Genomic DNA, 23,263 nt, shown 5'->3' on the forward strand with positions numbered 1-23,263 from the left:
ACCACTTCCCGATTTATTTAGCCGCAGCGCGGAAATCAAGCAGTGCCTTGTTTGAAGCCTCCAGCATTTTTCGGCCTTTGTCGGATGATTGTGTCAGCAGAATAAAAAGAGTATCGATCACCAGTTCCTGCGCCGTTCGTGCCAGAATGGATGAGATACGCGCAGAGGTTTCATCCGCCACCGTATGCAGACACACATCGGCCAGACGGCTAATGCTGTTGCTGCCGTAACCGGTTAAACTGATAAGTTGTACCTGATTTGCTCTGGCATGTTTTGCCGTCGCGATAATCTCTGGGGTTTCACCTGACTCACTGATCACAAACAACAAGTCATGCTGACTGTAGTTCGCTACGTTAGCCAATTGAACATGTGTATCGCTTTCTGTGATCGCAGCCATTCCCAACTTCTGTAACTTTAATGTCAGATCCCGAGCCACTAATGCCGAAGCGCCAATACCACACAACATGATCCGTTTAGCATTGAGTAGTTTATGACAGACCTGCTCAAATGTTTGTTGACTATTAATGGCTCTGGTGTTGTGTAGCACTGAAATTTTACTGGCGACCAGCTTATCAGCCGTCACATCAAAGCTATCATCTAAAGAGATCTGACCATGCAATTGGACCGATGGTTTCTCGTTGTCTTGATGCAAGCTGTCGTTCAAATCAAACTTAAAGTCGGTGTAGCCCTTGTTACCCAGCTTTTGGGTAAACTTAACTACGCTGGCCTGACTGACACCAGCCGTTTCAGCCAGAGTGCGCGACGACATGTAACGAATTTGATCCGGATTTGATAGGATGAAGTCGGCTAACAATTTTTCGCCCGGCGAGAACAAATCACGTAAAACATTGATTTTATGCAATATAGACATTGTTATTTATCATTTATAACGAAGTATAATCATTGTAGAGTATCAGAAATTATTTTTCACCCACTACAACACGATACCATTGGATTTCCCAATACAAATCATCGAGCTTCCTCATACATCTGATTGGTTTAAGTGCCTGGGGTTCGCTTGGCGGCTTACCTCCTCCAGCAAGTACACTACCGATTGATACGGCAAGCCACTGTGCTCTGTAAGGCCTATTTCACAGGTGCGGCTATTGCTGTAGCCATGCTGGCAGCCTGCGGGAATGTGCTGCTTCAGTGTTCGAAGTGCGTGCGCATTCAGATCCGGCAAGGTAAATCCTTTATCGCCAGCAAAGCCACAGCATTCGATATCTGCCGGCACCACCACCTGTTCAGCACAGGCTTCGGTGAGTGCGACTAACTGATCGGCACTGCCGCGCCGTTGACTACTGCAGGTGACATGCAATAAGACGGGCTCGGTTTGCTTGTTGATGGTGAGTGCCGGTAACGCCTTCTGGTATAAAAATTCGGCCAACTCAAACAGTTCAAAATCCGGCTGGCCTGCTTGCAGTTGCAAAGCACAGGGTGAAGCATCCGTAATCACCATCAGCGGTTTAGCTGGCATCGCTTGCTGCAATTGCTGTATCGTTTCGCTGCGCTTACGCTCGGCAAGTTCACGCCAGCCTTTGCTATCCCATGGCTGACCGCAGCAAAGATCGTTCAGTTGTTCCGGTACCAGCAAGCGATAACCCGCGCGCCGTAACACAATGGAAAGTACCGTTGCGACATCACGCTGATCGTCAGCCTGCCTGTCTGGGGAAAAAATCCGATTGGCACAGCTTGGAAAGTAAAGTACCGGCGTTAATTGCGACTCTGTTGCTTCAGGGAGCTGTACCTTGCTGGCGCCCTTAGGCCAGGCGCCATAGTAAGAAGGCAAGGATGGCGCTAAACGACGTAAGCCACGGGAAACCGCGCCAACAGCTGGTACACCCAGCATATTCCGTGCAACGCCTACACCATTCAGTGCAAAACGTGCCAGCTGACTGGCAGCAGAGAAATGATCGGCTGCCCATGTTGCGATGGTTGAAGCAGGCTTCGATGCTGCTCGCAATGTTTTGATGTAGTCACCGGTATTGATACCAACCGGGCAGCGGGTGGCACACAGGCCAGTCGCGGCGCAGCTGTCGATACCGGCATGCTGGTACGCAGCTCGAACGTCAGTCAGGTCAGGGCCCGATAAGGCATTCATCTGACGCTGCATCGCAATACGTTGCCTCGGGGTCAGGGTGTACTCCTGAGATGGGCATACCGTCTCGCAGAAACCACACTCAATGCATTTATCAATCAGGTCATCGACCGCTGGCATCGTTTTTAAGTTGGCTAAGTGCGCATGCGCATCCGTATTCAAAATAACGCCCGGATTTAAGATACCGACTGGGTCAAACAACTGCTTGATCCGCTCCATCACCTGATAGGCATCATTGCCCCACTCCAACGCCACAAAGGGTGCCATATTGCGGCCGGTGCCGTGCTCAGCTTTTAACGAACCTTGAAAATCCACCGCCACCATCTGGCTGACCTCGGCCATAAAGTCTGCATAACGCTGCTTTTGTTGCTCGGTCTCAAAGGCCTGGGTAAACACAAAGTGGAGGTTTCCCTCCAGCGCATGGCCAAAAATAATGGCTTCATCGTAGCCATAGCGGCTAAATAGCTGTTGCAGTGCAGCCACACCATCCGCTAATCGCTCAATTGGGAAAGCAACATCTTCAATAATGACGGTGGTGCCTGTAGCCCGAACAGCTCCTACTGCAGGAAAGGTGCCTTTGCGAAAATTCCACAACGCCGCATTGCGGCTGGCATCGCTGCTAAATGCGACCTGCGCCAGCATACTTTGCTCATGCTGAGTGAGTACCAGACTCACCTCATCGATATGCTGTTGAAGCTGCTTTTCCGAGGTGGCGGCAACTTCAATTAACAGCGCTGCCGCCGTCGCAGGCAGAGAAGTAATATCCGGCATACCGGGTTTATCAGCCACACTTTGCAATGCTCTGAAATCCAGTAATTCAACCGCCTCGACCGGGCTACCACTAAGCAGTGAAACACTCTCACAACAGGCTTGTAAGCTATCAAACACAAAAAATCCGGTCGCTCGGTAGGGATCTTGCGCCACCGTTTTATAGGTGATGTCGGCAATAAAACCAAGCGTACCTTCGGAGCCAATCATCAGGTGCTTCAGAATATCCAGCGGATCTGTGTAATCCACCAGCGCATTGATGCCATAACCGGTGGTGTTTTTCAGCCGGTACTTATGGCGTATCCGGCTGCGTAACGCCTCATTGGCATTGACCTCAGCTGCCAACGCCTGCAAACCATCGAATAACTCCCGGTAGCTGTGCTGAAAAGCAGCAACACTCTTCGGACAAGACGTATCCAGCACCGCACCATCGGCCAGCACCAACGTCATATCCTGCACCGTATGGTAGCTGTTGTGTTTCACGCCACAGCACATGCCGGAGGCATTATTGGCAGCAATGCCCCCAACTTTGCAGCTATTGATGGAGGCCGGATCCGGCCCTATCTTCCGGCCATAGGGTAGTAATAATTGATTCGCTTTGGCACCAATGACCCCTGCCTGCAGCCAGATTTTAGCTCCGTTATCGAGCACTTCTGCATGCTGCCAGTTATCCGACAATAACAGCAGCACGGAGTCGGAAATAGCCTGACCAGACAAGCTGGTACCCGCCGCACGAAAGGTAATGGCTATCCTGGCCCGGTTTGCCAGCTGCAATACAGCCACCACCTGCGGCAAGCTATGTGCACGCACCACCAGTTGTGGCAACAAATAATAGAAACTGGCATCACCACTGTACGCCATACGCCGGGGCAAATCGGCAAAGACGTCTGGCGCATCACTCAATGCTTCGAGTTGCAGCTTAAAATCCTGGTACCTCTCCTGCAAAACTAGATTGTGGTCCGTGGTCATGGCATTGCCTTTACGAAGGTATGTATATTCAATTAAGCATTAAGGATAGAGCAAATATGGCGTACGACGTTGCTTAAACTCAGCCAGATCAGCTTGCCAGCTCGCCTTAATTTCTTCCTCAGATTGACCTTGTTCAATGGCTAGCCTGAGCGTGTTTGTTCCTGCCAATCTATCCATAAAGCCTTCAGAAGTAAAAAAAGTTTCCCCTGCTTCAGCAAAAACCCGATACCAGTTAATCAGATAACTTAATTGCAATCCTTCGACCGGTGCATGTCGCAAATCCTGGCCATACACCGTTTGATCTTTGAACTTGGGGTTACTTGCCGCACCTGGGATCGAGCGTGGTGTAAAAGAGAAAGCAGGTTCGGTATCAGACACATACAAAGTCGGGTGGCCAATCACCTGAAATGGAAAATCGGTGCCTCGCCCTTCACTGACCGGGGTTGCCTCGAAGAAACACAGGGAAGCATAGGCACGAATGGACTGATAGTTGGGTAAATTGGGGCTGGGCCGTACCGGCAGCTCGTAGCGCATGGTCCGCTCATAATTCAGCATCGGCACCACATGCAACTCCAGTGAGCTGCTTGTATCCAGCCAGCCTTCCGCCAGAATCATCTGCGCTAACTCAGCAACCGTCATGCCATGCAGCAGCGGAATTCGATGCATACCGACAAAAGAACGAAACGCCTCGTCCAATAGTGGCCCATCGACAAACTCCCCATTCGGGTTTGGCCTGTCGAGGACAATAAAAGGGATCCCTCGTTCGCTGGCAGCCTCCATCACATAGTGCATCGAGCTGATGTAAGTATAGAAGCGGGCACCAACATCCTGGATATCGAACAACACCACATCCAGATCATGCATGGCCGCTTCTGATGGCTTTCTGGAGCTGCCATAAATGGAATAGATCTCAACTCCGGTTGCTGTATCAATACCCGCTTTGACATGGGCACCGGCATCATGATCGCCACGAAAGCCATGCTCAGGTGCAAAGATGCGCTGCACGGTCACCTGCTGACTGATTAAGTAATCCACCAGGTGTTGCTGTTGATGCATGGACGTCTGGTTCACAACCAGGCCGACTCGCTTACCGGCCAACAAAGGCAAAAAACGCTCCGTTTGATCCACCCCCAACACCAGCTCTGCCGACTTTTCTTCTTGCGTATCCGGTTGCAAAGGCTGAGGACTGCAAGCAGCAAGCAGCAGTATCAGCACAAAACACGTGATTGGTTTAACCATGATTGACCTCCAGTATGGCACTGCGTAACCGGCCATGATGTTTATCCAGTAATTGTTGCCCACTGCTGATATCCAGCCCGGTCACAACATGTAAAATGGCCAGCTTGGTTTGATGACCTGTTTTTTGCACCGCTTCACTGGCCTCTTGCAAGGTGCAGCCAGTTGCTTCGGCCACAATTCTGACCGCCCTGGCATACAGCTTTTGATTGCTGGCACTGACATCCACCATCAGGTTTTGATACACCTTACCACAACGGATCATGCTGGCAGTGGTTAACATGTTCAATACCATTTTTTGTGCTGTACCTGACTTCATGCGGGTTGATCCCGTCAACACCTCCGGGCCCACCACAGGGCAAATGCTAATTTCAGCACAACGGGTCACGGCAGAGCCAGGATTACAGGTCACCGCAACCGTAGCAGCCCCCAGCTCACGCGCATAGCTCAAGGCATGGGTCACATACGGGGTACGGCCACTGGCGGCAATACCTACCAATACATCCTTTGCGCTAAAATTGATCCGCTTTAAGTCAGCAATGCCCAGCTTGATATCATCCTCGGCCCCTTCTACCGCCTTATGGATCGCCGCGTCACCGCCAGCGATAATGCCAATCACCAGCTCAGGTGAGACACTAAAGGTTGGCGGACATTCCACGGCATCAAGTACCCCTAAACGCCCACTGGTTCCGGCCCCCAGGTAAATCAAGCGGCCACCTTGCCCGAAGGCATGTACAATGTTATCAACTGCTTCAGCAACCTGAGGCAGCACAGCTTGAATCGCTGGTGCAATACGGTGGTCTTCCGCGTTAATTTTTTCTAGTAGCTCCAAAGGTTCTAATTCATCGAGGTTAAGCGTATCAGGGTTTCGGCTTTCTGAAACCAGTTGCTCAAGCTCACTCACCAGTTTTATATGCTCATTCACTGCAGTTACCTTACATTCAAATTTTTTAATAAAATGTCCATACGAAGACGGCTTAAACCGTTTGTTCAACCACCTTCCATTGCTGCTGTTTTTCACGGCAAGGTCTACCAGCAACGCAGATAGAGAAAGCGATGAGCGTACCTATGCATAATTGCCATGTAAATCCAATATCGAAACGCCAGTCTGCCGGCAAATAGGCTTGTAGCGTGTAAGGTTGCAAAGCAAGCGGCACCAAAAATCCGGCAATAAAGGCCCAGGTGACGCTTGTTTTACTACCACGATTGGTAAATAGCGCGGTGAAATAAACGCCTAATAACCCACTGTAAGAAAAAACCATCACACTTAAAGCAAAGGCTAACAGTGGCATATCAGAGCTTTTTTGCCAGTAGAAACAAATAATTGCCATGGCAGAAAGTGCCACGGCACTCAGAGTCATGCCAGCTTGACCAGCAAGTACATAATGCTTTTCAGCCCGTTGCCGCTTCTTCTTTTCAAGCCACGGGCGGTACAAGTCTTGAACCAGTACGGATGACATGGCATTTAAGCCGGAATTGATGGTAGATAGGGCCGCTGCTACCACACCAACTGTCACCAGACCACGCACACCAGTTGGCATCTCATTCAAGACATACGACATAAAGACCGTGATTTTTTCACCAGAGAAACTTTCTGACATCGTCGAGCCGCCCTCGGCCAACATCAAGTCGGGACGGAGATAAAAAATGTAGAGCAACATCCCAATAAATATGAACAGTAGCATCACCGGAATCACCATAATGATGGACCACAGCAAAGCTTTCGAACCACTTTTGGCATCTTTACACGACAACATTCGCTGGGTGATATCCTGATCTAAACCAAAAGCAGCAATGTTTAGTAAGGTAAAACCGATCAGTGCTGACCAGAAAGTAAAGACTCCGGCAGAGGTAAAATCCAAGCGAAAGTCAAACAGGGTTAATTTAGATAACTCGCGATCGTGCGGATGGGCTAATGCATCAATGATCTGAGAGAAGTCAGCCGGGATGGCGTACAATAAAGACACGATGACAGCAAGCGCAGCGGACACGTAAACGATGCATTGAATCACATCACTGTATATGACCGATCGAATACCACCGACAAAGGAGTACGCCAACCCAGCCATCGCCAGTAACACAATCGAAGCAATCACACTACTGGCGGCGATATCAGCAAACAGAATCATTGATACCGCAATACCGGCCATATACAAGCGAGCACCGCTGGCGAATACACGACCAAACAAATACAATAAACTCGCTTGTGTTTTTGAACGTGAACCAAACCGCTGCTCGAGTAACTCGTACGCTGTACCTACTTTGTATTGATAAAATCGTGGAATTAGGGCAACCGCAACGACATAAGCAGCAATAAAGGCACCGATATTTGTCATTAAATAGCTGAAGTCACCACGGAACCCCTGATCAGGCCCGCCCAAGAAAGTAGCAGCTGACTGGGAAGTCGCCAATACCGAGACAGCAACCATCCAGATTGGCATTGAGTTACCGGCCAGAAAGTAATCTCTGGCACTGTTCGATTTGCGCTGGCTAAAATACCAGCCAGTGAATGACATCAGAGCAAAATAAATGAAGAAAGCCAGCCAGTCAGGCCAATCAAATTGAGATGTCATGTTCACTATGCCTTTTTCTATATGGACTTATTTTGTATGTGTACTTGTATAATCTTTTATACTATATTTGGCAATCATTAAAGAATAATTGATTACACAAGTCAAGCGACCACTTACTGATTCAGTACGGCATCGTCTGGAGGAACCTTTGAAACAACCTAATTTACTGAGTTTTCCTGTACAACTTGTCATTGCAGCCATATTGTTCCCCCTGATGGCGCTGACAGCTTGCAGCAAGCCATACACCGAAGCGCAATTACGAGAAGATATTGCGCAAAAACTCATGATCGACATTCGTTATTTCTGTAATGATGGTACCGCAGCAAAAAGCTGCCGCGCCTCTGTGACTTCCTTACCTCAAGAAATCAGTGATTTAATCAGTGAATACTCCGTTGGTGGCGTCATTCTGTTTCAGGAAAACCTGCAGAGTATTGAGCAAATTATACGATTGAATCATCAGCTACAGCTGGCGGCTAAACAAAGCAATTCAAAGCAACCACTGTTTATCGGTATCGATCAAGAAGGTGGGCGGGTGTTCCGAACGCCCCGCGATCAAACCACTGCATTTACCGGCAATATGGCGATTGGGGCAACCTATAAGAATTATGGCAGTCACTTTGCCGAACAAAGCGGCGCCATTATCGGAGCCGAATTAAAAGCCTTAGGAATTAATCTTAATTTTGCCCCAACGGTGGATGTGAACAACAACCCTGAAAATCCAGTCATCAATGTTCGCTCCTATGGAGAAGATCCTCATGTCGTCGCCAAGCTTGGCTTAGCCCAACTGACTGGCATGCAACAACAAGGGACTCTGGCCACTTTAAAACACTTTCCGGGGCACGGTGATACCCATGTCGATAGCCATCTTGGGTTACCAAAAGTTAGCCATGATAGAGCCCGCATCGATGCAGTCGAGTTGTTGCCGTTTCGCCATAGTATCGAGCATGGCGCTCCCGCTATGATCATGACAGCTCATATCCAGTACCCAGCGCTGGATGATAGTCAAATTATTGATATCAATGGTCATAGCCAATACCGGCCAGCCACATTATCACGTGCTATCTTAACTGATCTGCTGCGGAACGAGATGGGGTTTCAAGGCATAATTATTACCGATGCCTTGGATATGGCAGGTATCAGCCACTTTTTCAGCCCTAAGCAAGCCTTGATAGAAACGTTCAAAGCCGGTGCAGATATTGCGTTAATGCCTATTCGGCTGCATCACCCGGACGATCTGAATGGCTTGGAAGAGCTGATTGAGGCGGTCGTCAACGCCGTCAAGCGTGGTGAACTTTCAGAGACTGAAATCAGGCAATCCGCAGATCGTATCCGCCACTATAAGCAGCATTATCAACTGGCTGATCGCATCCTTGATGAGACCAGCCAGAGCATCAACAAGGCCCGTACTTCACTCGGTACTAAACAGCATAAGATGGTAGAGCAGCAACTCGCAGAAGCAGCGATTACCTTGGTGCGTGGCGACAATGTACCACTTGATGATACGATAAAAAGTCTGCTTCTGGTCATGCCCGAGCGATCTGGCTGTATGGCATTGCAAAACGAGTTAAGCTACGCCCAACCACTACTGACTACCGAGTGCATATCGATGGATGATTATCAAGCAGAAGCGTTCAGTGTACGACTCAAAGCAGCCGATGCAGTTCTGCTGGGTAGTATTACCCCTGCAGCTAGTCTGGTTGAGTTTGGTGGCATGTACGATCGCAACCAAACGACGGGCGCACGTTTGACACCTCAGCAACAACAGCAGCTACTGCCTCAGTTGATCAGCCAATCAAAAGCATCAGATAAACTGGTATATTTTGTCAGTTTGCGTACGCCTTACGATATAAACTTATTAGCCAACGGCGCTGACACGGTTCTCGCTGTCTATGGTTACAATACCCACCTCGAGCACAGGGGCAGTAACCAAGTAGTCACAGGCCCAGCATTTGCAGCTTTGGCACGCATACTGACGGGCTTGGCTCAGCCAGAGGGTGAGTTACCGGTTAACCTTCACTAAAGGAGCAATTGCCATGTTTCAGCGCCTGAGACACTATGCCGATGCCATTTTGTCCGCCCTGCCCAGCAATCGGCTATTGGCCATAGACGCCTTTCGCGGATTGACCATCACAGCCATGATTCTGGTGAATAACCCTGGCAGCTGGGCCTTTATCTATGCTCCCCTGAAGCATGCCGATTGGCATGGTTGGACACCAACCGATTTAATATTCCCATTCTTCGTGTTTATTGTTGGGGTTTCTATCATGCTTTCTGTCAGCGTCCAACACGAGCACGGCAAACCCAGGCAAGCTATCGTAAAACATGGCGCCAAACGGATGGTGAAACTGATACTGCTTGGTTGGTTTCTGGCATTGTTTTACTACAACTTCCGGGATCCTTCTTTTCATTGGTTCACTGACCGCCTGATGGAGATGCGGATCCCCGGCGTATTGCAACGGCTGGGCGTGGTGTACTTCGCCACCCTGCTGATTGTGCTGTATGGCCCTAAACGCCATTACCTGAGCTGGGCTATCGGGCTGTGCCTGCTTTACAGCATGCTGCTGTTGTGGCTGCCCTACAGCGATGCCAACGGCGTTCGTTATCAGGGCGAACTGCTGCCGGGCAACAACCTGGCCGCCTGGCTGGATCATCTGGTATTTGGTGCAAAGCATCTTTATGCTGATAGCCAACCCTTTGCTTCGGATCCGGAAGGCTTACTCAGCACACTACCGGCCATCAGCAGTTGCCTGACCGGCGTTATCGCAGCGCAGTACCTGCAAAGCAAAGCAGCTTTAGGCCAGAAAGTTGTTGCGATGGCAGGCTGCGGCCTGATCCTGATAGTACTGGCTGAATTACTCAGCACCGTTATGCCGATCAATAAACCACTCTGGACCCCAAGCTATGTGCTGCTAAGTACAGGCTTTGCACTGTTCATTCTGGCCATTTTCCTCTGGCTGATTGATAGCCTTCACTATCGGCGCTGGACTGCGCCCTTTGTCGTTTTTGGTGCCAATGCCATCGCCTTTTTTATGTTTGCCGGTGTGATGGCGCGGATTTTCAGCTTAATCCCTATCGGGGATCGCTCGGTACAAAGCCTGCTCTATCGCGATCTGTTGCAGCCACTTTTTGGCAACTACAATGGCTCCCTCGCCTATGCCTTACTGTTCTTGTGTATGTCGTATCTGGTGATGCACTGGATGTATAAAAAGGGCTGGTTCTGGAAGGTGTAAATCGCTAAACCAAGCAAGGTGAAGACAAAAAGTACAGCTATTTCGATCATTCAATCGACAACGCTTAGCCATCAACTTGCTTAAAAAACTTGCAGGAAGATTTGACAACGGCCGAAAAATAATCAATTATTCATCAATAATAAATAATTCTATAATCTATTATTTGTAGCACAGTAAAAGCGACACGGGAGAAAACATGCATAAATCAACACTATTCAGGGTTTCCGTTTTAAGTGCCTCGGTCATGTTCGCCTGCTCCAGCCTGGCTTCAGAAGTTGATGCCACTGAAGAGGAAGAAGTGGAGCGCATTCAGGTACGAGGGTTTGCGGCGTCACAAGAACGAAACCTCAATATCAAACGATTTTCAGACACCATCGTGGATGCGGTCACGGCAGAGGATGTGGGAAAGTTTCCGGATCAAACTGTGGCAGACTCTCTGGCCCGGATCAGTGGTGTTCAGGTTGAAAAAAGCGATGGCGAAAGCGACCGGGTTAGCATCCGGGGTACGGCACCGCATTTAAACCTGACCTTACTGAATGGCCAGAATGTGGCTTCAGCCACAGCATCGACCTCCATCCTGACCCCATCGCGCGGCTTTAATTACTCTTTATTGCCAGCCGAAGTGATTCAGACACTGGAAGTGCATAAATCTGCCCAGGCTAAAATTGATGAAGGCTCCCTGGGTGGCACCGTGATTGTCCGCACCCGCAACCCGCTTGAGTTAGAAAGTAACTTCCTGGCCTTATCCGCCAGAATGGCCTATCAGGACACCAGCGATAAGACCAGCCCGCAACTATCCGGCTTTTATTCCTGGAAAAATGATAACGAAGATTTCGGCTTTAACTTCAGCGCGGTATACAAAGAAAACAACATCCAGCGTGACAGTAAATTCACCAGAGGCCTCAGCCGCGTTGTGCGCGATGATATGACCTACTTTGCCCCGGCTGAAGCACGGGCTTCACGGTACGAATCAGCACGCGATCTGACCACACTGACGGCCGCCATCCAATACGCACCGAATGATGCCTGGTCGTTGACGTTCAATAACTTATTTTCCAAGGTGGACCAAGAAAACCGTTCAGTGGCCAATGGCGCTTATCTGATTGGTAGCCCCAATGATATTCAGTTCAGTAACACGGTCGGCAACCTGATCACCAGTGGCAGAGTCTTCCCGAACGCAGATGATGTCAACTGGGAACAAGAAGCATTGTACACCGCCAATTATCATTTGGGTGGCTATGAAACCCGGGTGCATGATTTACAAGCCGACTATACGGCAGACAACTACACCTTATCGTTCCAGCTTGGTTTTACCCGCGCCAAAGGAGATATCAAAGATGATCAGGTGGAGTTTCAGGCCGCCGCTGAAGCCGACTTTAGCATTGCCGGTGGCGATGTTTCTTATCGCTTTGACGACAGCTTAATGCCTGCCGATTACAATGGCCTTTATACCCACCGTAATCTGATTTCCAACACCCAGAAAGAGAGCTACTTTCAGGCAGATCTGAATTATGTGCTGAACGGTGAGTGGTTTACCTCCATCGATGCGGGTGTCAAGTACCGTGCCCACAACAAAACATCAGGCTTGTTTAAAGTGGTCTGGCATCCCGATGATCTGGGGGCGGCACGCTTAAATCAATTTACCGATGGCAGCTTAATTCAGGACTTTTTCGGCCAGGGCAGCGAACAGCACGCCTTGTATCAATTTAATCATACCGCCTGGCAGCAATGGACGGTAGATACCACACCACTGCGTGAATACGACCACATGGAATATGCCTTTGATCTGACAGAGAATATCGGCAATGCCTACCTGCAAGGTAATTTTGCAGTCGATAAGCTGCGCGGTAACATCGGTGTCCGTTATGCCCGCACCGAGCAAACCAGTGAGGGCTATGATTTCTGGATGCAGTTCCCCTGGGCTCCTGAATCCTGGATCTGGACACCGGTCGTGGTCGAGCGCAGCTATGACGATATTTTGCCAAGCCTGAACATCAATTATGATCTGGCGGATGATATCATCGTGCGGTTTGCCGCGGCGAAAGTCATCTCCCGGCCCGACTATGATTTGCTAACCAGCCGTCGTGGTTACAGAAAGACAGCATTTCACAATCCACCAAACCCTGGCTTTCAGGGCAATCCTCACCTGGACCCGTACCGAGCCAATCAGTACGATCTATCGGCTGAGTATTACTTCACCAGTGCATCCATTATTTCTGTTGCCTATTTCTACAAGGATATCGGCTCTTACATTGACGAGCAGTACTTTCCGGTAATGCTACCCGATGAAGACAATAATCTGGATGAATACAACCTGCGAACACCTGTTAATACCAAAGGCGGTATCAACCAGGGTATCGAACTAAATCTGCAGCATAACTTTGGTAATGGCTTTGGCGCCTTAGCCAACTATACCTATGCCGATGCCAAAATGAGTGAGGAAGGCAAAGAACTACCCAATAACTCCCGCCATACCTACAACGCCACGGCCTATTACGATAAAGGGGATTGGTCAGCCCGTATCTCTTACAATTATCGTGACCGTTACTATGCCGGTATCATTGGTGAGCATCGCTGGTATCAGAGTGGCTACGGCCAGATTGATACCAATATCACCTACCAAATTAATGAGAACTTCTCGGCAATGTTCCAGGTGGTCAACTTAGGCGACTCCAAAGCAAAAGCTGAAGTCGGTGATGATGGCGTCCCATTCCGGATCAACCACTTTGGCCGCCGCATCTTCGCCGGTGTGCGCGCTACGTTTTAGTCCTCAAGCCACACGTAAGCCTGCCAAGCAGGTTTGCGTGTGGCTGCACTCACTCCAATGTTAAGTCATAACCCAGCACTATTGCAGAGCAAAATTTCTCGTTAATTAAATAAGCAAGAAGCAGGTGTATTTATAAGCTTTGTATCCCTCAGCCTTTGATACTCTACAAAAGAGTGTGTATGCTCACTATTTGTACAAATGTATTTGATGACTAATTAATAAGAACAAACCAAGGAAGATTGCCTTATGACTTTCAGTTATTCGTATTCGAAACGCCCTCTCCTCTTAATCTTTGTTATCGTGCTCACCGGACTACTGTTCAGCCATAGCGCTCTGGCTGAAAATCGTCAAGACGTCGACGGCGCCGGTGATCATCCAGCCGTAAAACGAGTCGCTGGCTCATTGATTCGTACCTTTGAAAGAGACGACTTTGCACAAGTCATACTACCTGCTGGACCACTGGACTTGAGAACGAAAGTCTACTCAAACCAGCTGACCGTGGAAGGAGAACATCTGAGGATGATCTATGATTTCACAGATCCTGAAATCAGTCCTTTGCGGGTACATCGAAGTTATCTCCATACTCTGGAAGAGCAGGGTTTTGACATCCTTTTTAATGGTGAAGGTGATGAACTGGTGAGCGCTGGACGCAGTGCAAACTTCCTGACCGAACACCGGCACCTTGCTGCCAATGGCCCTATTCAGGTTCGGCAACATGTCTATTATATCCTGGCACAAAAGCCAGCTGAAGGGCTGAATGTCAGTGTGTCAACTTACTTATTTGCCGGTAACAACCCTCGCGGTACCGGGGTGACTGTCAATGTAGTCACCGAAGAAGCCATGGAAGTCAGTATGGAGCACCGGCCACTAACATCGAACGAAATGGCAGACAGCCTGATAGAAAGTGGCCGTGTTGCCATTCAGGATATATTGTTTGCATTTGACAGCGATGAGATTTTACCAGAGTCTGCTGACAGCCTGAGTACCATCGCTAGCCTGCTGCAGGAACAACCTGAGCTAGGGCTGCTGGTGGTTGGTCATACCGATGATGTCGGTGACTTTGACTACAACCTCAGACTTTCACTACAACGTGCAACAGCAGTTGTCAGCTATTTACAACATCGGCATAACGTCGATTCAGCTCGGTTACAAGCTTCAGGAGCTGGCATGATGGCACCGATTGCCAGTAACCGAAATGAAGCTGGCCGCAGTTTGAACCGGCGCGTTGAACTGGTAGAAATCAGAACACGTTAGTGCTCTCAGAGTGAGCACAGAGTAAAAACCCGCAGATCGGGAGCTTTCAGCAAAAGGTTGCAAAGATTACGTGCGCTTTCTTACTGGTCATCGCGCTATGGTTTTAGACTGATATTCAGCTACTTCAGCGCCACGGTTTGAAATATATCTGTATTTCGGCGCTCTGCCTTGTGATAAAAAATCCCTGTCGCCGATAGATCAATATGTGGGCTATCGGAGCGAAGCACCGGGCTGGGCTGGTTTTGTTCCGGCCCCATGCTATACAGCTGATACTGGTCGTTATCCCAGTGCTGCCAATACCAATTGGCACCCTGCTTTCTTACATTAAAATGTCGACCAACCATGATCTTAAACGTGTCGTGCTGAGGTATTTCTACTGGCTGAGCTGCCGCACCTACGTATATTTTGTTTTGCTGATCTACCCACAAGGTATTTTTGTCATCGGCATCGAACCGGACAAACTGCCATTTACTATCTGTACCTGAAACTTCGTCTGTAGTTATGTTGTATCGTTTTACTACCCATTGGCCGTCTTGTTTCACGCTGTAAAAAACGGTTTGATCATCCTTAAAGGAGATAGCGCGGATGTCCATCTGAGGGATTCGCAACACACGGCTATTGTGATTGTTTATATCAATTAAATGGATTTCGTTTAACGTAAGCCCGGCCAGTGTTTTTCCATTCGGCGCCCAGGTTAAATCCAAGTAGTGGCGTTGATCATTAAAACGGGTCAACTGACGCTGATTGCTGCCATTGCTATCTGCCAGCCATATTTCTTCTGTGCCGCTTGCCAGCCCTACGTAGGCAACTTTATCTTCCTGGGGGCTGACTCTCGCCAATCGGTCATCCACGGACGAATTGACAATATGCTTTGTTTTAAGGGTGGTAAAACTATAGAAATGGGTATCAAGATTACTTCTGCCCGCCGGAAACACATAATCAATGCCATTGGTGTGCCTTTCTGGCGGATGCAGTTGCTGAGATCCGGCATACACGACCTGCCGGTCTTTCCCTTGCAAATCGTAACTAACAAGTTGCACCGCCGGGTGTTCACCCATCAGTACCACCCGTTTTCCGGAGTGATCCCAAATACCACAACAGATATAGCTATCCAGCTTAAACAACAGGGTCAATTCATCCGTATCAAGATCGACGGAATAAAAGCGTTCCCACATTTGTTCGTCGACTGAGGATACCAGTAATTTGTTTTGGGTCGGATGCAAATCGAACGAGATATTGCCAGCAAGGACCAAAGGAGGCTGGTTCAATTTGCGCTTCTGGCCTGTGATCAGGTCAAATTCAAATAATACATAGGACGAATTCGTGCCGGAACGTTCAGTGTAAATTAAAACGTTATCAGAATGAGAAAAGGCGATTTTTCCATAACTACCGGCCGGGCAATTGTGAATAAGCTGCGGCTCGCCAAGCGTCATGGCAGCAAAAGATTGCAGGTAATAGCGACAGTAATCCTGAGTCGCCACGAGGTAGACCAGCTTATCTCCAGTCGAGTTCCAGCTGGCAGGCCCAACCCATGCATTTGGGTCGTCTACCGGAGTAACTTCTACTGTGCTTCCATCCGATAACTGTTTAATAAAAAGCTGCATTTTATTCGCAACAATTTCGGTATACGTCAGGTATTGCTGGTCAGGGGAAATCCTTGGCTGCCATTCTTGCCCGGCAGAGTGAGTGAGTCGTTTTGCCTGGGTTATCAACGAAGCGGTATCTTTGTCTGGTTTGACCAAAAATAAGCCAATAGCAACCACTATCAGGGCAATAGCAGTATAGAGTGCATATCGGTTATCTACTGTGCGATTGGCTTTGCCAGCTTGGTGAGAATGCTTGCCTGGCAGGCCGCCAGTATGTTCATCGGGCACACACTCCCTGACGACAGCAATAAACTTATAGCCTTTTTTAGGAAAGGTAGCGATAAAGCGGGGAGCCTTAGGATTATCAGCAAAACAGCGCCTCAATTTGGTAATGGCTCTGTTCACTGCGCCATCCGTTACCGTGCGCCCAAGCCATACGGCGGCTACCAGTTCATCTCTACTGATGATTGTATCCGGGTTATGGCAAAAGTAAGACAGTAACTCAACCAGAATAGGTTCCAGCTGCTGTACTTTGCCATCATGCGTTAACGACTGGTGCTGATCACAAAAAACAAAATCATCAATCTGCCAACGCATTGCTTAACCCTTGCTCTCCCTCTGGAAGGCGAAAATTAGCATATCCACCAGGTCAGGTCATCAAATGTCATAAAAAGTCATCGAAAAATCATGCCTGTTATTGTGCAATTGGTCATGATCGCTGCGTTCAAAGGTGAGCAACGCTATCGAGGAAACTATGAAGAAGTATTTGTTGGTAATTTTGGCTGTAAGCGCCCATTGCGCGCAAGCTACAAACATCGCGCCAGATAAAAGCGTGGTTAATAAGGAAATTAACACGGCTGCGTTACAAGCAGCTGTTGAAGCAGGTTTGCGCCCTCCGGTTAAATTTGCTCAGGAGCAAGTGAACACCTTTACGGTCACTGAGCGACTGTCGCATCATAAAGTGCCCGGCATAAGTTTCGCCCTAATCCAAAACGGTGAAGTGTCCTGGGCCCAGGGCTATGGCACTATCGCAGCTTCTTCAGACCAGGCGGTAACGGTCAACACAGTATTTCAGGCGGCATCTATTGCCAAACCGGTCACGGTATTTGCTGTGATGAGAATGAAAGACCAAGGCGTGATAGATATTCATGCCGATATTGAGACATATGTAACATCGTTGACGTTAGCTCAAGGCAAACAGACTGCTGAGACCCCCGTTACCTTTAAAAATATTCTTGATCATACCTCCGGATTAACTGCAGGAGGCTATCTGGGCTATGAAAAAGGCGCAGCCATACCATCTGATGTGCAAACGTTTAACGGCGAGGCACCTGCTACCAACAAAGCTGCCAAGGTTGAAACAACGCCAGGCACTCTAGTTAGCTATTCGGGCGCCGGCTATACCCTGGCTGAAATAGCCTTGAGTGACACCTTCCAACAGCCTTTTGAACAAGTGATGGATGCCTGGGTGTTGTCGCAAGTTGGTATGGAAAATAGCTCATTTGCGATGGATTATCCGCAAAAAGATGGGGTTCAAGCCGCTTTAGGCCATGAACCGTCGGGCAAACCAATCACTGGCGGCTGGCGGGTGCATCCTGAGCAAGCTGCGGCAGGGTTGTGGTCTACTCCCAGCGATTTAGCCAAGCTCGCCATCGAAACCACTAAGGCATACCAGGGGCAGAGTGAGCTGCTATCGCAAGCCTCTTCCAGAGAAATGTTAGCCCCGGTCATGCCCGATCAAGATCTATCCGATCAATTTGGCGGGCAACCCGCCATGACATTTATCGTTGCGGGTGACGATGAACAATTCCTGTTCAAGCATGGTGGCGGCACCCGGGGTTACAGTTGCTTTATGGTTATGTATCCAGAGACGGGAGATGGCGCCGTATTTATGACTAACTCCGATGCTGGCTTTAGTATAGGGCTTGAAATGCTGAGGGCAGCGTCATTTGTTTATAACTGGCCTGATTTTAAAGGAAAACCTTTTGAAAGGCGCACCGTGAATCGGCAAGATCAAACCGTGTTTCTGGGCAAATATCCTTTTGTGGCTGGTTGGCAGGCCGACGTTATTCAACTGGATCAAGCCGATGGTATTGCCGTCAAATTTCCCAATGGCGATGTTTACCCCTTAACAGCGGTGCAAGGTGACCATGCCTATGTGCATGAAGATACCGGTGTTGAAGTCAGTTTTAGCCTAAGTGCAGGAAAGCCGAAAATTCTTTTGTACAACCAAACGGCATACAAAAAACAATAATGCTGAATTTAAAAAAGCGAATGCCGTCATTTTCGTTCTTCGCGGGTAAGCCACATCTGAAGTGAGCAAAGCGGGAAGTCAGTTAATTTTGATCTGTCCTCAATATGAGCAGGCTAACTATAGAAGGTGTCGCTGTGTGCTTGGCCTTGTTATGTGGGGTATTTTGGTGCATCATTTATTCATTGTCGTTTTAAAGGTTTTAGGTGATGCAATGGAAACAGCACAACTTGAACGTATCACTAATGCTGCTATGACCTTGCCTGAGAAAGAGCGTGCTAAACTTGCACATGATTTGGTTGCCAGTTTAGATGGCCCAGCCGACATGAGTGCTGCAGAGGCCTGGGACGTAGAAATTTGCCGCAGAATCAATGACATTGAATCAGGAAAAACTGAACTTCTTGATGTTGATGAAGCCATTTCACGAGCTAGAGCTCGGATTAAGGGCTGATCTTGAAAGTAAAGGTTAGCTCGGAAGCTAGCGAAGAGTTGACCGAGGCCGCTGCTTGGTACGAACTCGAGATACCTGGTCTGGGCGAGCAGCTCATTACCAGTTTTGAGCAGGCAGCGGCGAAGCTCAGCAAACCAAACCCGCCGCTCGTACCCGTCATTGGCGAAGCAGCCAAACTCGGAGCCAAAAGATTGATTCTTCAAAGGTTTCCTTTTTCTTTGGTGACAATAGCAAATAGTCAAATAATTACGGTTGTTGCGTTCGCCCATCATTCTAGAAAACCCGGCTACTGGCACGATCGACTTACCCCGTAATGGTAAGGCCTGAACACCCGGTCTCCGGGCTACAGTGCCGAGTTTACCTATGTCGGCCAAGGCCCATTTGCTGAGTTGGCCAAATCGGTAGACTTCGATTTTCAGGCAGGCATGTATCAAGATCTGCATGGTTACCACCCGATTGAAATAGCCAGAACCCTATACCCGATGTGGGAGGATAACTTTTTGACTTATTGGTTGGGTATGGGGTTTTTTGAGATGGAAGTTAGCTAATGAAAGCATACAACTCCAAAGGGGGCGAAGCCCACTTAATAGCCAGCCCAAAACATAATAGTTACGATGTCAGCGTGATACCAAAGGGCTAACGATGAGTGAGATAGAAGCGATAAGCGGCTTACCCCATTAAATCACACCGGGTTTGTCGGAGGCTAATTTTCTTGAGAGAATTAGCACATGAACAAAAGAGCAACTTATTCCGCAGAAGTCCGCGAACGTGCAGTTCGCATGGTTTTGACCTCAGAGCATGAGCACCCATCCCGGTGGGCGGCGCTGGTGTCTATTTCATCAAAAATTGGCTGTACTCCTGAGACATTAAGAGCTTGGGTTAATCGAATCGAAGTGGACTCAGGCAAAAAGCCAGGTGTCACCTCGGATGCAGCAGCCAAGATCAAGCAGCTTGAACGAGAAAACAAAGAGCTCAAGCAAGCAAATGAGATCCTGAAGAAGGCAGCTGCATTTTTTGCCCAGGCGGAGCTCGACCGCAAACCGAAGAAGTAGTCCAGTTTATCGATGCGCACCGAGTGTTGCATGGTGTCGAGCCGATTTGCCGTGTGCTGCAGATCGCACCATCAACGTATTACCGGTGCAAGTCACTTGAAGCGCAGCCTGAGCGCCGCTGTCAGCGTTACCATCAGGATGAGGCTCTGAAGCCTGAGATCCTGCGTGTATGGCAGGATAATCGCCAATGCTATGGCATCAGGAAAGTCTGGAAACAACTGAAGCGTGAAGACTTCACGGTGGCTCGCTGCACGGTTGCCAGACTTATGAGTACGCTTGGGATCCAGGGCGTGCGACGTGGCAGCCGTTGTATCACAACGATCCCTGATGATAGCGCAGCTAAGCCATTGGAGCTGGTGAAACGGGAGTTCAGTGCCAACCGGCCAAACCAATTGTGGGTTGCAGATATCACGTATGTTGCTACATGGTCAGGCTTCGTTTACGTCGCCTTCGTCATCGATGTGTTCTCCCGAAAAATCGTGGGCTGGCGTGTGATGAAGTCGATGCAGACACAGTTGATTCTGGACGCGTTAGAGCAAGCTTTATGGGCCAGAGGTAAGCCTAAAGGCGTCATTCATCACAGCGACAGAGGAAGCCAGTATGTCTCGATACGTTACTCTGAACGGTTATCAGAAGCTGGCTTTACAGCTTCGGTTGGCAGTGTTGGCGACTCGTATGACAATGCCTTGGCTGAAACGATTAACGGCTTGTACAAAGCCGAGGTGATTTATAAAGACGGCCCGTGGAGAGGGCTGGAGCAAGTTGAGCTTGCAACACTGGACTGGGTTGACTGGTTTAACAACAGACGATTGCTGAGCTCAATTGGCGATATCCCACCGGCTGAATATGAGGAAAACTACTATCGACAATTAACTCAAGATACGGCAGCATGACTCAAACAAATCCGCCTCCGAATTTACCGGTGTGATTCACATCACCATCTTGAAGAAAGTTTTTCGTTCTAATACCCCGCTCACCATTGTATGTAGCCAAATCATACTGAGCTGTTGGAATAGATAATAGATTTGCTATTTCACAGGCAATTTTTTCAGCCCAATCTTCTCCAAAACGAATGATATCTTGGCCATACTTGTCTGAAGTATGTATAGATTTGAACAGATAGCTTTGGCTATCAGTTTTATCTGAATACCAAAATTTAGATTTAGTACCCATCTGTTCAAAATTTTCAAAACCATCTTCAGACACTTCGAATATTTGGTAAGTTTCCATAGCATAGTTCATCTAGGTGACTTAAAGTCGCCTAGTGTAAAGGAAATTATGAGCAAGAAGGGTAAATATGAATGAATTTAAAAATAAATGGTGCCTAGGGTCGGACTCGAACCGACACGTTGTTTCCAACGGTGGATTTTGAAAAGAGTGCATCTAAGATGGTAGTTTATTAAACAATAAGTTAGACTGCAAAAAGCTGCAAAGTACGCGCTTAGCAAAAACTTAGCAAACTGTCTTCTGGACTTTGTCGATGCACAACTACTCAAATCAACTCCGAACAAGCTTGAGGGTTTCAGCCCCCTATTCACTGTATTCATGCAGTCCTGCTGCATTGCTCCCCCAACCTACCCACGTGGTGCCAAGCAATGACTAGCCAACTTGAGCGCCATGACATCAAACCCGGCCTATACATTTTTCTACAGAGTAATAGCAAGCGTTGGTATGCCCGTTTTACCTTGAACGGGAAGTGGTATTGCAAGGCTACAAAAGAGGTCGATAAAGATCGGGCGATTGCCAAGGCGCACCATATCTTGATTGAGTATGAAATCCGAGCTGAGACAAACACCCTAACTACCAGCAAACGCTTTAAGGATGTCGCCGAAAAAGCCATTACTGCGATGAAAGCAGACCGTGCCCGTGGTGCTGGTAAGGCAATCTATGAAGATTACATCGGTTGCTTAGAGAAATACCACATCCCGTTTTTTGACCGAACCTACATCACGTCCATTGATAGCGAGAAGCTGCGCGAGTTTGATGTCTGGCGTGAGAGCAAATTCAAGCGTAAGCCAGCTCGGTCTACTCTGATGACGCATAACGCAGCTATGCAGATGGTATTCAAAGAAGCTGTAAACAGTAAATGGATGTTGGCTGTTCAAGTACCATCCTTATCTACCAATGGAACTACGACTGTCAGGCGTGCGGCTTTTACGCCTGCCGAATATGAAAAGATACAAGATCACCTGTACCAGATGGAAATTAACAGCCGCAAAGAAGTGAGCCGTCAAATCCGTGAGCTAACACAAGACTATGCCGAGTTCGTGATCCATACCGGCATGCGGCCAGGCACAGAGTTAGACAACCTAACCTGGGGTGATCTGCATATCGAACGTCATGATGACAAAGCCACCTTCTTCATCAGTGTCCGTAAAGGTAAAACCACCCTTCACACTGGCACCCGCGAAGTGGTATGCAAGCGAGCTCTTCAGCAAACCATATTGCGTCTGACTGAACGTTTCCCCAACCGCAAAGCAACCGACCTTATTTTCCGCTTGCCTGATGGTTCTAAAACCAATGAAATTAGTCGCACTTTCAATAATGCACTGAAAGAAATTGGCTTTGATGACTCACCACATGGCAAAAGAACACTGTACTCGCTACGTCATTCGTTTATCACTTGGGAGCTCATAGCGCAAAAAGTTAGTATTGATGTTCTAGCCCGTCAGTGTGGAACCAGTATAGAAATGATCGAGCGCCACTATAGCCATGTGATACCACGCATGTTCAGCCAGCAGCTGTCTGGTGTTGAGCTACCGGAAAAGAAAGAGATTGAGAAAAAGTGGGAGCAAAAAGAATCTGTGGCTAAACTTTGGAAAGAGCGGTATATCAAGTGGGAGCAAAACTACAAATCCAAGGAAGCGATTTAGTATTAATTTTAGTGGCGTTCAGTACGATCTGACAGCACAAGATTCTATTAAACAACGTGCGCTTAGTGAACGAGCCAGGGAGCGTAATATTAAGAACTACAGCGCCATGGAACAGAACTTTCTAAATCGCGGGTATATCTAAATAGCAATGCGAT

17 protein-coding genes and 1 other annotated feature are annotated in these 23,263 nt (G+C 48.4%); of the genes, 10 read left to right on the forward strand and 7 right to left on the reverse strand.

All coding sequences use genetic code 11. The annotated features are described in order from the left end of the window. Positions 1–13 precede the first annotated feature (13 nt). The 5 genes from Q3O60_RS08960 to Q3O60_RS08980 all read right to left on the reverse strand — a co-directional run bounded on the left by Q3O60_RS08960 (position 14) and on the right by Q3O60_RS08980 (position 7,644). Positions 14–871: a MurR/RpiR family transcriptional regulator gene (locus tag Q3O60_RS08960; protein ID WP_305893581.1), complete on the reverse strand. Its 858-nt coding sequence runs from the start codon at positions 869–871 to the stop codon at positions 14–16. Between the two features lie 111 nt (positions 872–982). Further along, the gene (locus Q3O60_RS08965) at positions 983–3,835 is read right to left on the reverse strand and encodes an FAD-binding and (Fe-S)-binding domain-containing protein (protein ID WP_305893582.1); all 2,853 of its coding nucleotides are present in this window, start codon (positions 3,833–3,835) and stop codon (positions 983–985) included. 39 nt (positions 3,836–3,874) lie between these two features. Then, positions 3,875–5,074, reverse strand: a complete 1,200-nt coding sequence (locus Q3O60_RS08970; RefSeq protein WP_305893583.1) for an exo-beta-N-acetylmuramidase NamZ family protein — start codon at positions 5,072–5,074, stop codon at positions 3,875–3,877. Continuing rightward, the gene (gene murQ / locus Q3O60_RS08975; RefSeq protein ID WP_305893584.1) at positions 5,067–5,996 is read right to left on the reverse strand and encodes an N-acetylmuramic acid 6-phosphate etherase; all 930 of its coding nucleotides are present in this window, start codon (positions 5,994–5,996) and stop codon (positions 5,067–5,069) included. The genes Q3O60_RS08970 and murQ overlap by 8 nt, the downstream gene beginning before the upstream one ends. A 52-nt stretch (positions 5,997–6,048) precedes the next feature. Further along, positions 6,049–7,644: a sodium:solute symporter gene (locus Q3O60_RS08980; RefSeq protein ID WP_305893585.1), complete on the reverse strand. Its 1,596-nt coding sequence runs from the start codon at positions 7,642–7,644 to the stop codon at positions 6,049–6,051. Positions 7,645–7,792: 148 nt separating this feature from the next. Between Q3O60_RS08980 and Q3O60_RS08985 the strand changes: the two genes are divergently transcribed. The 4 genes from Q3O60_RS08985 to Q3O60_RS09000 all read left to right on the forward strand — a co-directional run bounded on the left by Q3O60_RS08985 (position 7,793) and on the right by Q3O60_RS09000 (position 14,895). Further along, positions 7,793–9,664, forward strand: coding sequence for a glycoside hydrolase family 3 protein (locus tag Q3O60_RS08985; protein WP_369812652.1), 1,872 nt, complete (start codon positions 7,793–7,795; stop codon positions 9,662–9,664). Between the two features lie 13 nt (positions 9,665–9,677). Beyond that, entirely contained in the window at positions 9,678–10,874 is a 1,197-nt protein-coding gene (locus Q3O60_RS08990) for an acyltransferase family protein (protein WP_305893586.1), read from the forward strand. Between the two features lie 196 nt (positions 10,875–11,070). After that, positions 11,071–13,641 (forward strand): TonB-dependent receptor, encoded by a 2,571-nt coding sequence (locus tag Q3O60_RS08995; protein ID WP_305893587.1) that lies wholly within the window; start codon positions 11,071–11,073, stop codon positions 13,639–13,641. Between the two features lie 246 nt (positions 13,642–13,887). Then, entirely contained in the window at positions 13,888–14,895 is a 1,008-nt protein-coding gene (locus tag Q3O60_RS09000; protein ID WP_305893588.1) for an OmpA family protein, read from the forward strand. 119 nt (positions 14,896–15,014) lie between these two features. On the opposite strand, the gene Q3O60_RS09005 is transcribed toward Q3O60_RS09000, so the two are convergent. Next, the gene (locus Q3O60_RS09005; protein WP_305893589.1) at positions 15,015–17,078 is read right to left on the reverse strand and encodes a winged helix-turn-helix domain-containing protein; all 2,064 of its coding nucleotides are present in this window, start codon (positions 17,076–17,078) and stop codon (positions 15,015–15,017) included. A 157-nt stretch (positions 17,079–17,235) separates the two neighbouring features. Here Q3O60_RS09005 and Q3O60_RS09010 point away from each other — a divergent pair, with 157 nt between their 5' ends. From Q3O60_RS09010 to Q3O60_RS09030, 5 genes are all read left to right on the forward strand, one after another. Beyond that, on the forward strand, positions 17,236–18,735 hold the full coding sequence (locus Q3O60_RS09010) for a serine hydrolase domain-containing protein (RefSeq protein ID WP_305893590.1): 1,500 nt from the start codon (positions 17,236–17,238) through the stop codon (positions 18,733–18,735). Positions 18,736–18,871: 136 nt separating this feature from the next. Next, positions 18,872–19,183 (forward strand): addiction module protein, encoded by a 312-nt coding sequence (locus Q3O60_RS09015; protein ID WP_305893591.1) that lies wholly within the window; start codon positions 18,872–18,874, stop codon positions 19,181–19,183. A gap of 2 nt (positions 19,184–19,185) precedes the next feature. Then, positions 19,186–19,497, forward strand: coding sequence for a type II toxin-antitoxin system RelE/ParE family toxin (locus Q3O60_RS09020; protein ID WP_305893592.1), 312 nt, complete (start codon positions 19,186–19,188; stop codon positions 19,495–19,497). A 9-nt stretch (positions 19,498–19,506) separates the two neighbouring features. After that, positions 19,507–19,731 (forward strand): DUF2787 family protein, encoded by a 225-nt coding sequence (locus Q3O60_RS09025; protein ID WP_305893605.1) that lies wholly within the window; start codon positions 19,507–19,509, stop codon positions 19,729–19,731. A 180-nt stretch (positions 19,732–19,911) separates the two neighbouring features. Beyond that, positions 19,912–21,128, forward strand: a protein-coding gene (locus Q3O60_RS09030; RefSeq protein WP_305893593.1) for an IS3 family transposase whose coding sequence is annotated in 2 segments (ribosomal slippage) — positions 19,912–20,194 and positions 20,194–21,128 — 1,218 coding nt in all. Because the reading frame shifts where the segments join, the coding sequence is not laid out codon by codon here. Next, positions 20,190–20,306: a sequence feature (AL1L pseudoknot), on the forward strand. It overlaps the preceding gene by 117 nt. Position 21,129: 1 nt before the next feature. Here Q3O60_RS09030 and Q3O60_RS09035 read toward each other — a convergent pair. Continuing rightward, complete coding sequence (locus tag Q3O60_RS09035) at positions 21,130–21,465, reverse strand: hypothetical protein (RefSeq protein ID WP_305893594.1); 336 nt, start codon at positions 21,463–21,465, stop codon at positions 21,130–21,132. Positions 21,466–21,830: 365 nt separating this feature from the next. Between Q3O60_RS09035 and Q3O60_RS09040 the strand changes: the two genes are divergently transcribed. Then, positions 21,831–23,108: a site-specific integrase gene (locus Q3O60_RS09040; protein WP_305893595.1), complete on the forward strand. Its 1,278-nt coding sequence runs from the start codon at positions 21,831–21,833 to the stop codon at positions 23,106–23,108. The last annotated feature ends 155 nt before the right edge of the window (positions 23,109–23,263 follow it).

This window comes from Alkalimonas collagenimarina (assembly GCF_030717845.1).
Lineage (GTDB): Bacteria > Pseudomonadota > Gammaproteobacteria > Enterobacterales > Alteromonadaceae > Alkalimonas > Alkalimonas collagenimarina.

What these genes read in the sequence shown, in the direction of transcription:
- Q3O60_RS08960 (WP_305893581.1), bottom strand. Translation starts at nt 871, where the DNA reads ATGTCTATATTGCATAAAATCAATGTTTTACGTGATTTGTTCTCGCCG.
- Q3O60_RS08965 (WP_305893582.1), bottom strand. Translation starts at nt 3,835, where the DNA reads ATGACCACGGACCACAATCTAGTTTTGCAGGAGAGGTACCAGGATTTT.
- Q3O60_RS08970 (WP_305893583.1), bottom strand. Translation starts at nt 5,074, where the DNA reads ATGGTTAAACCAATCACGTGTTTTGTGCTGATACTGCTGCTTGCTGCT.
- Q3O60_RS08980 (WP_305893585.1), bottom strand. Translation starts at nt 7,644, where the DNA reads ATGACATCTCAATTTGATTGGCCTGACTGGCTGGCTTTCTTCATTTAT.
- Q3O60_RS08990 (WP_305893586.1), top strand. Translation starts at nt 9,678, where the DNA reads ATGTTTCAGCGCCTGAGACACTATGCCGATGCCATTTTGTCCGCCCTG.
- Q3O60_RS08995 (WP_305893587.1), top strand. Translation starts at nt 11,071, where the DNA reads ATGCATAAATCAACACTATTCAGGGTTTCCGTTTTAAGTGCCTCGGTC.
- Q3O60_RS09000 (WP_305893588.1), top strand. Translation starts at nt 13,888, where the DNA reads ATGACTTTCAGTTATTCGTATTCGAAACGCCCTCTCCTCTTAATCTTT.
- Q3O60_RS09005 (WP_305893589.1), bottom strand. Translation starts at nt 17,078, where the DNA reads ATGCGTTGGCAGATTGATGATTTTGTTTTTTGTGATCAGCACCAGTCG.
- Q3O60_RS09010 (WP_305893590.1), top strand. Translation starts at nt 17,236, where the DNA reads ATGAAGAAGTATTTGTTGGTAATTTTGGCTGTAAGCGCCCATTGCGCG.
- Q3O60_RS09035 (WP_305893594.1), bottom strand. Translation starts at nt 21,465, where the DNA reads ATGGAAACTTACCAAATATTCGAAGTGTCTGAAGATGGTTTTGAAAAT.
- Q3O60_RS09040 (WP_305893595.1), top strand. Translation starts at nt 21,831, where the DNA reads ATGACTAGCCAACTTGAGCGCCATGACATCAAACCCGGCCTATACATT.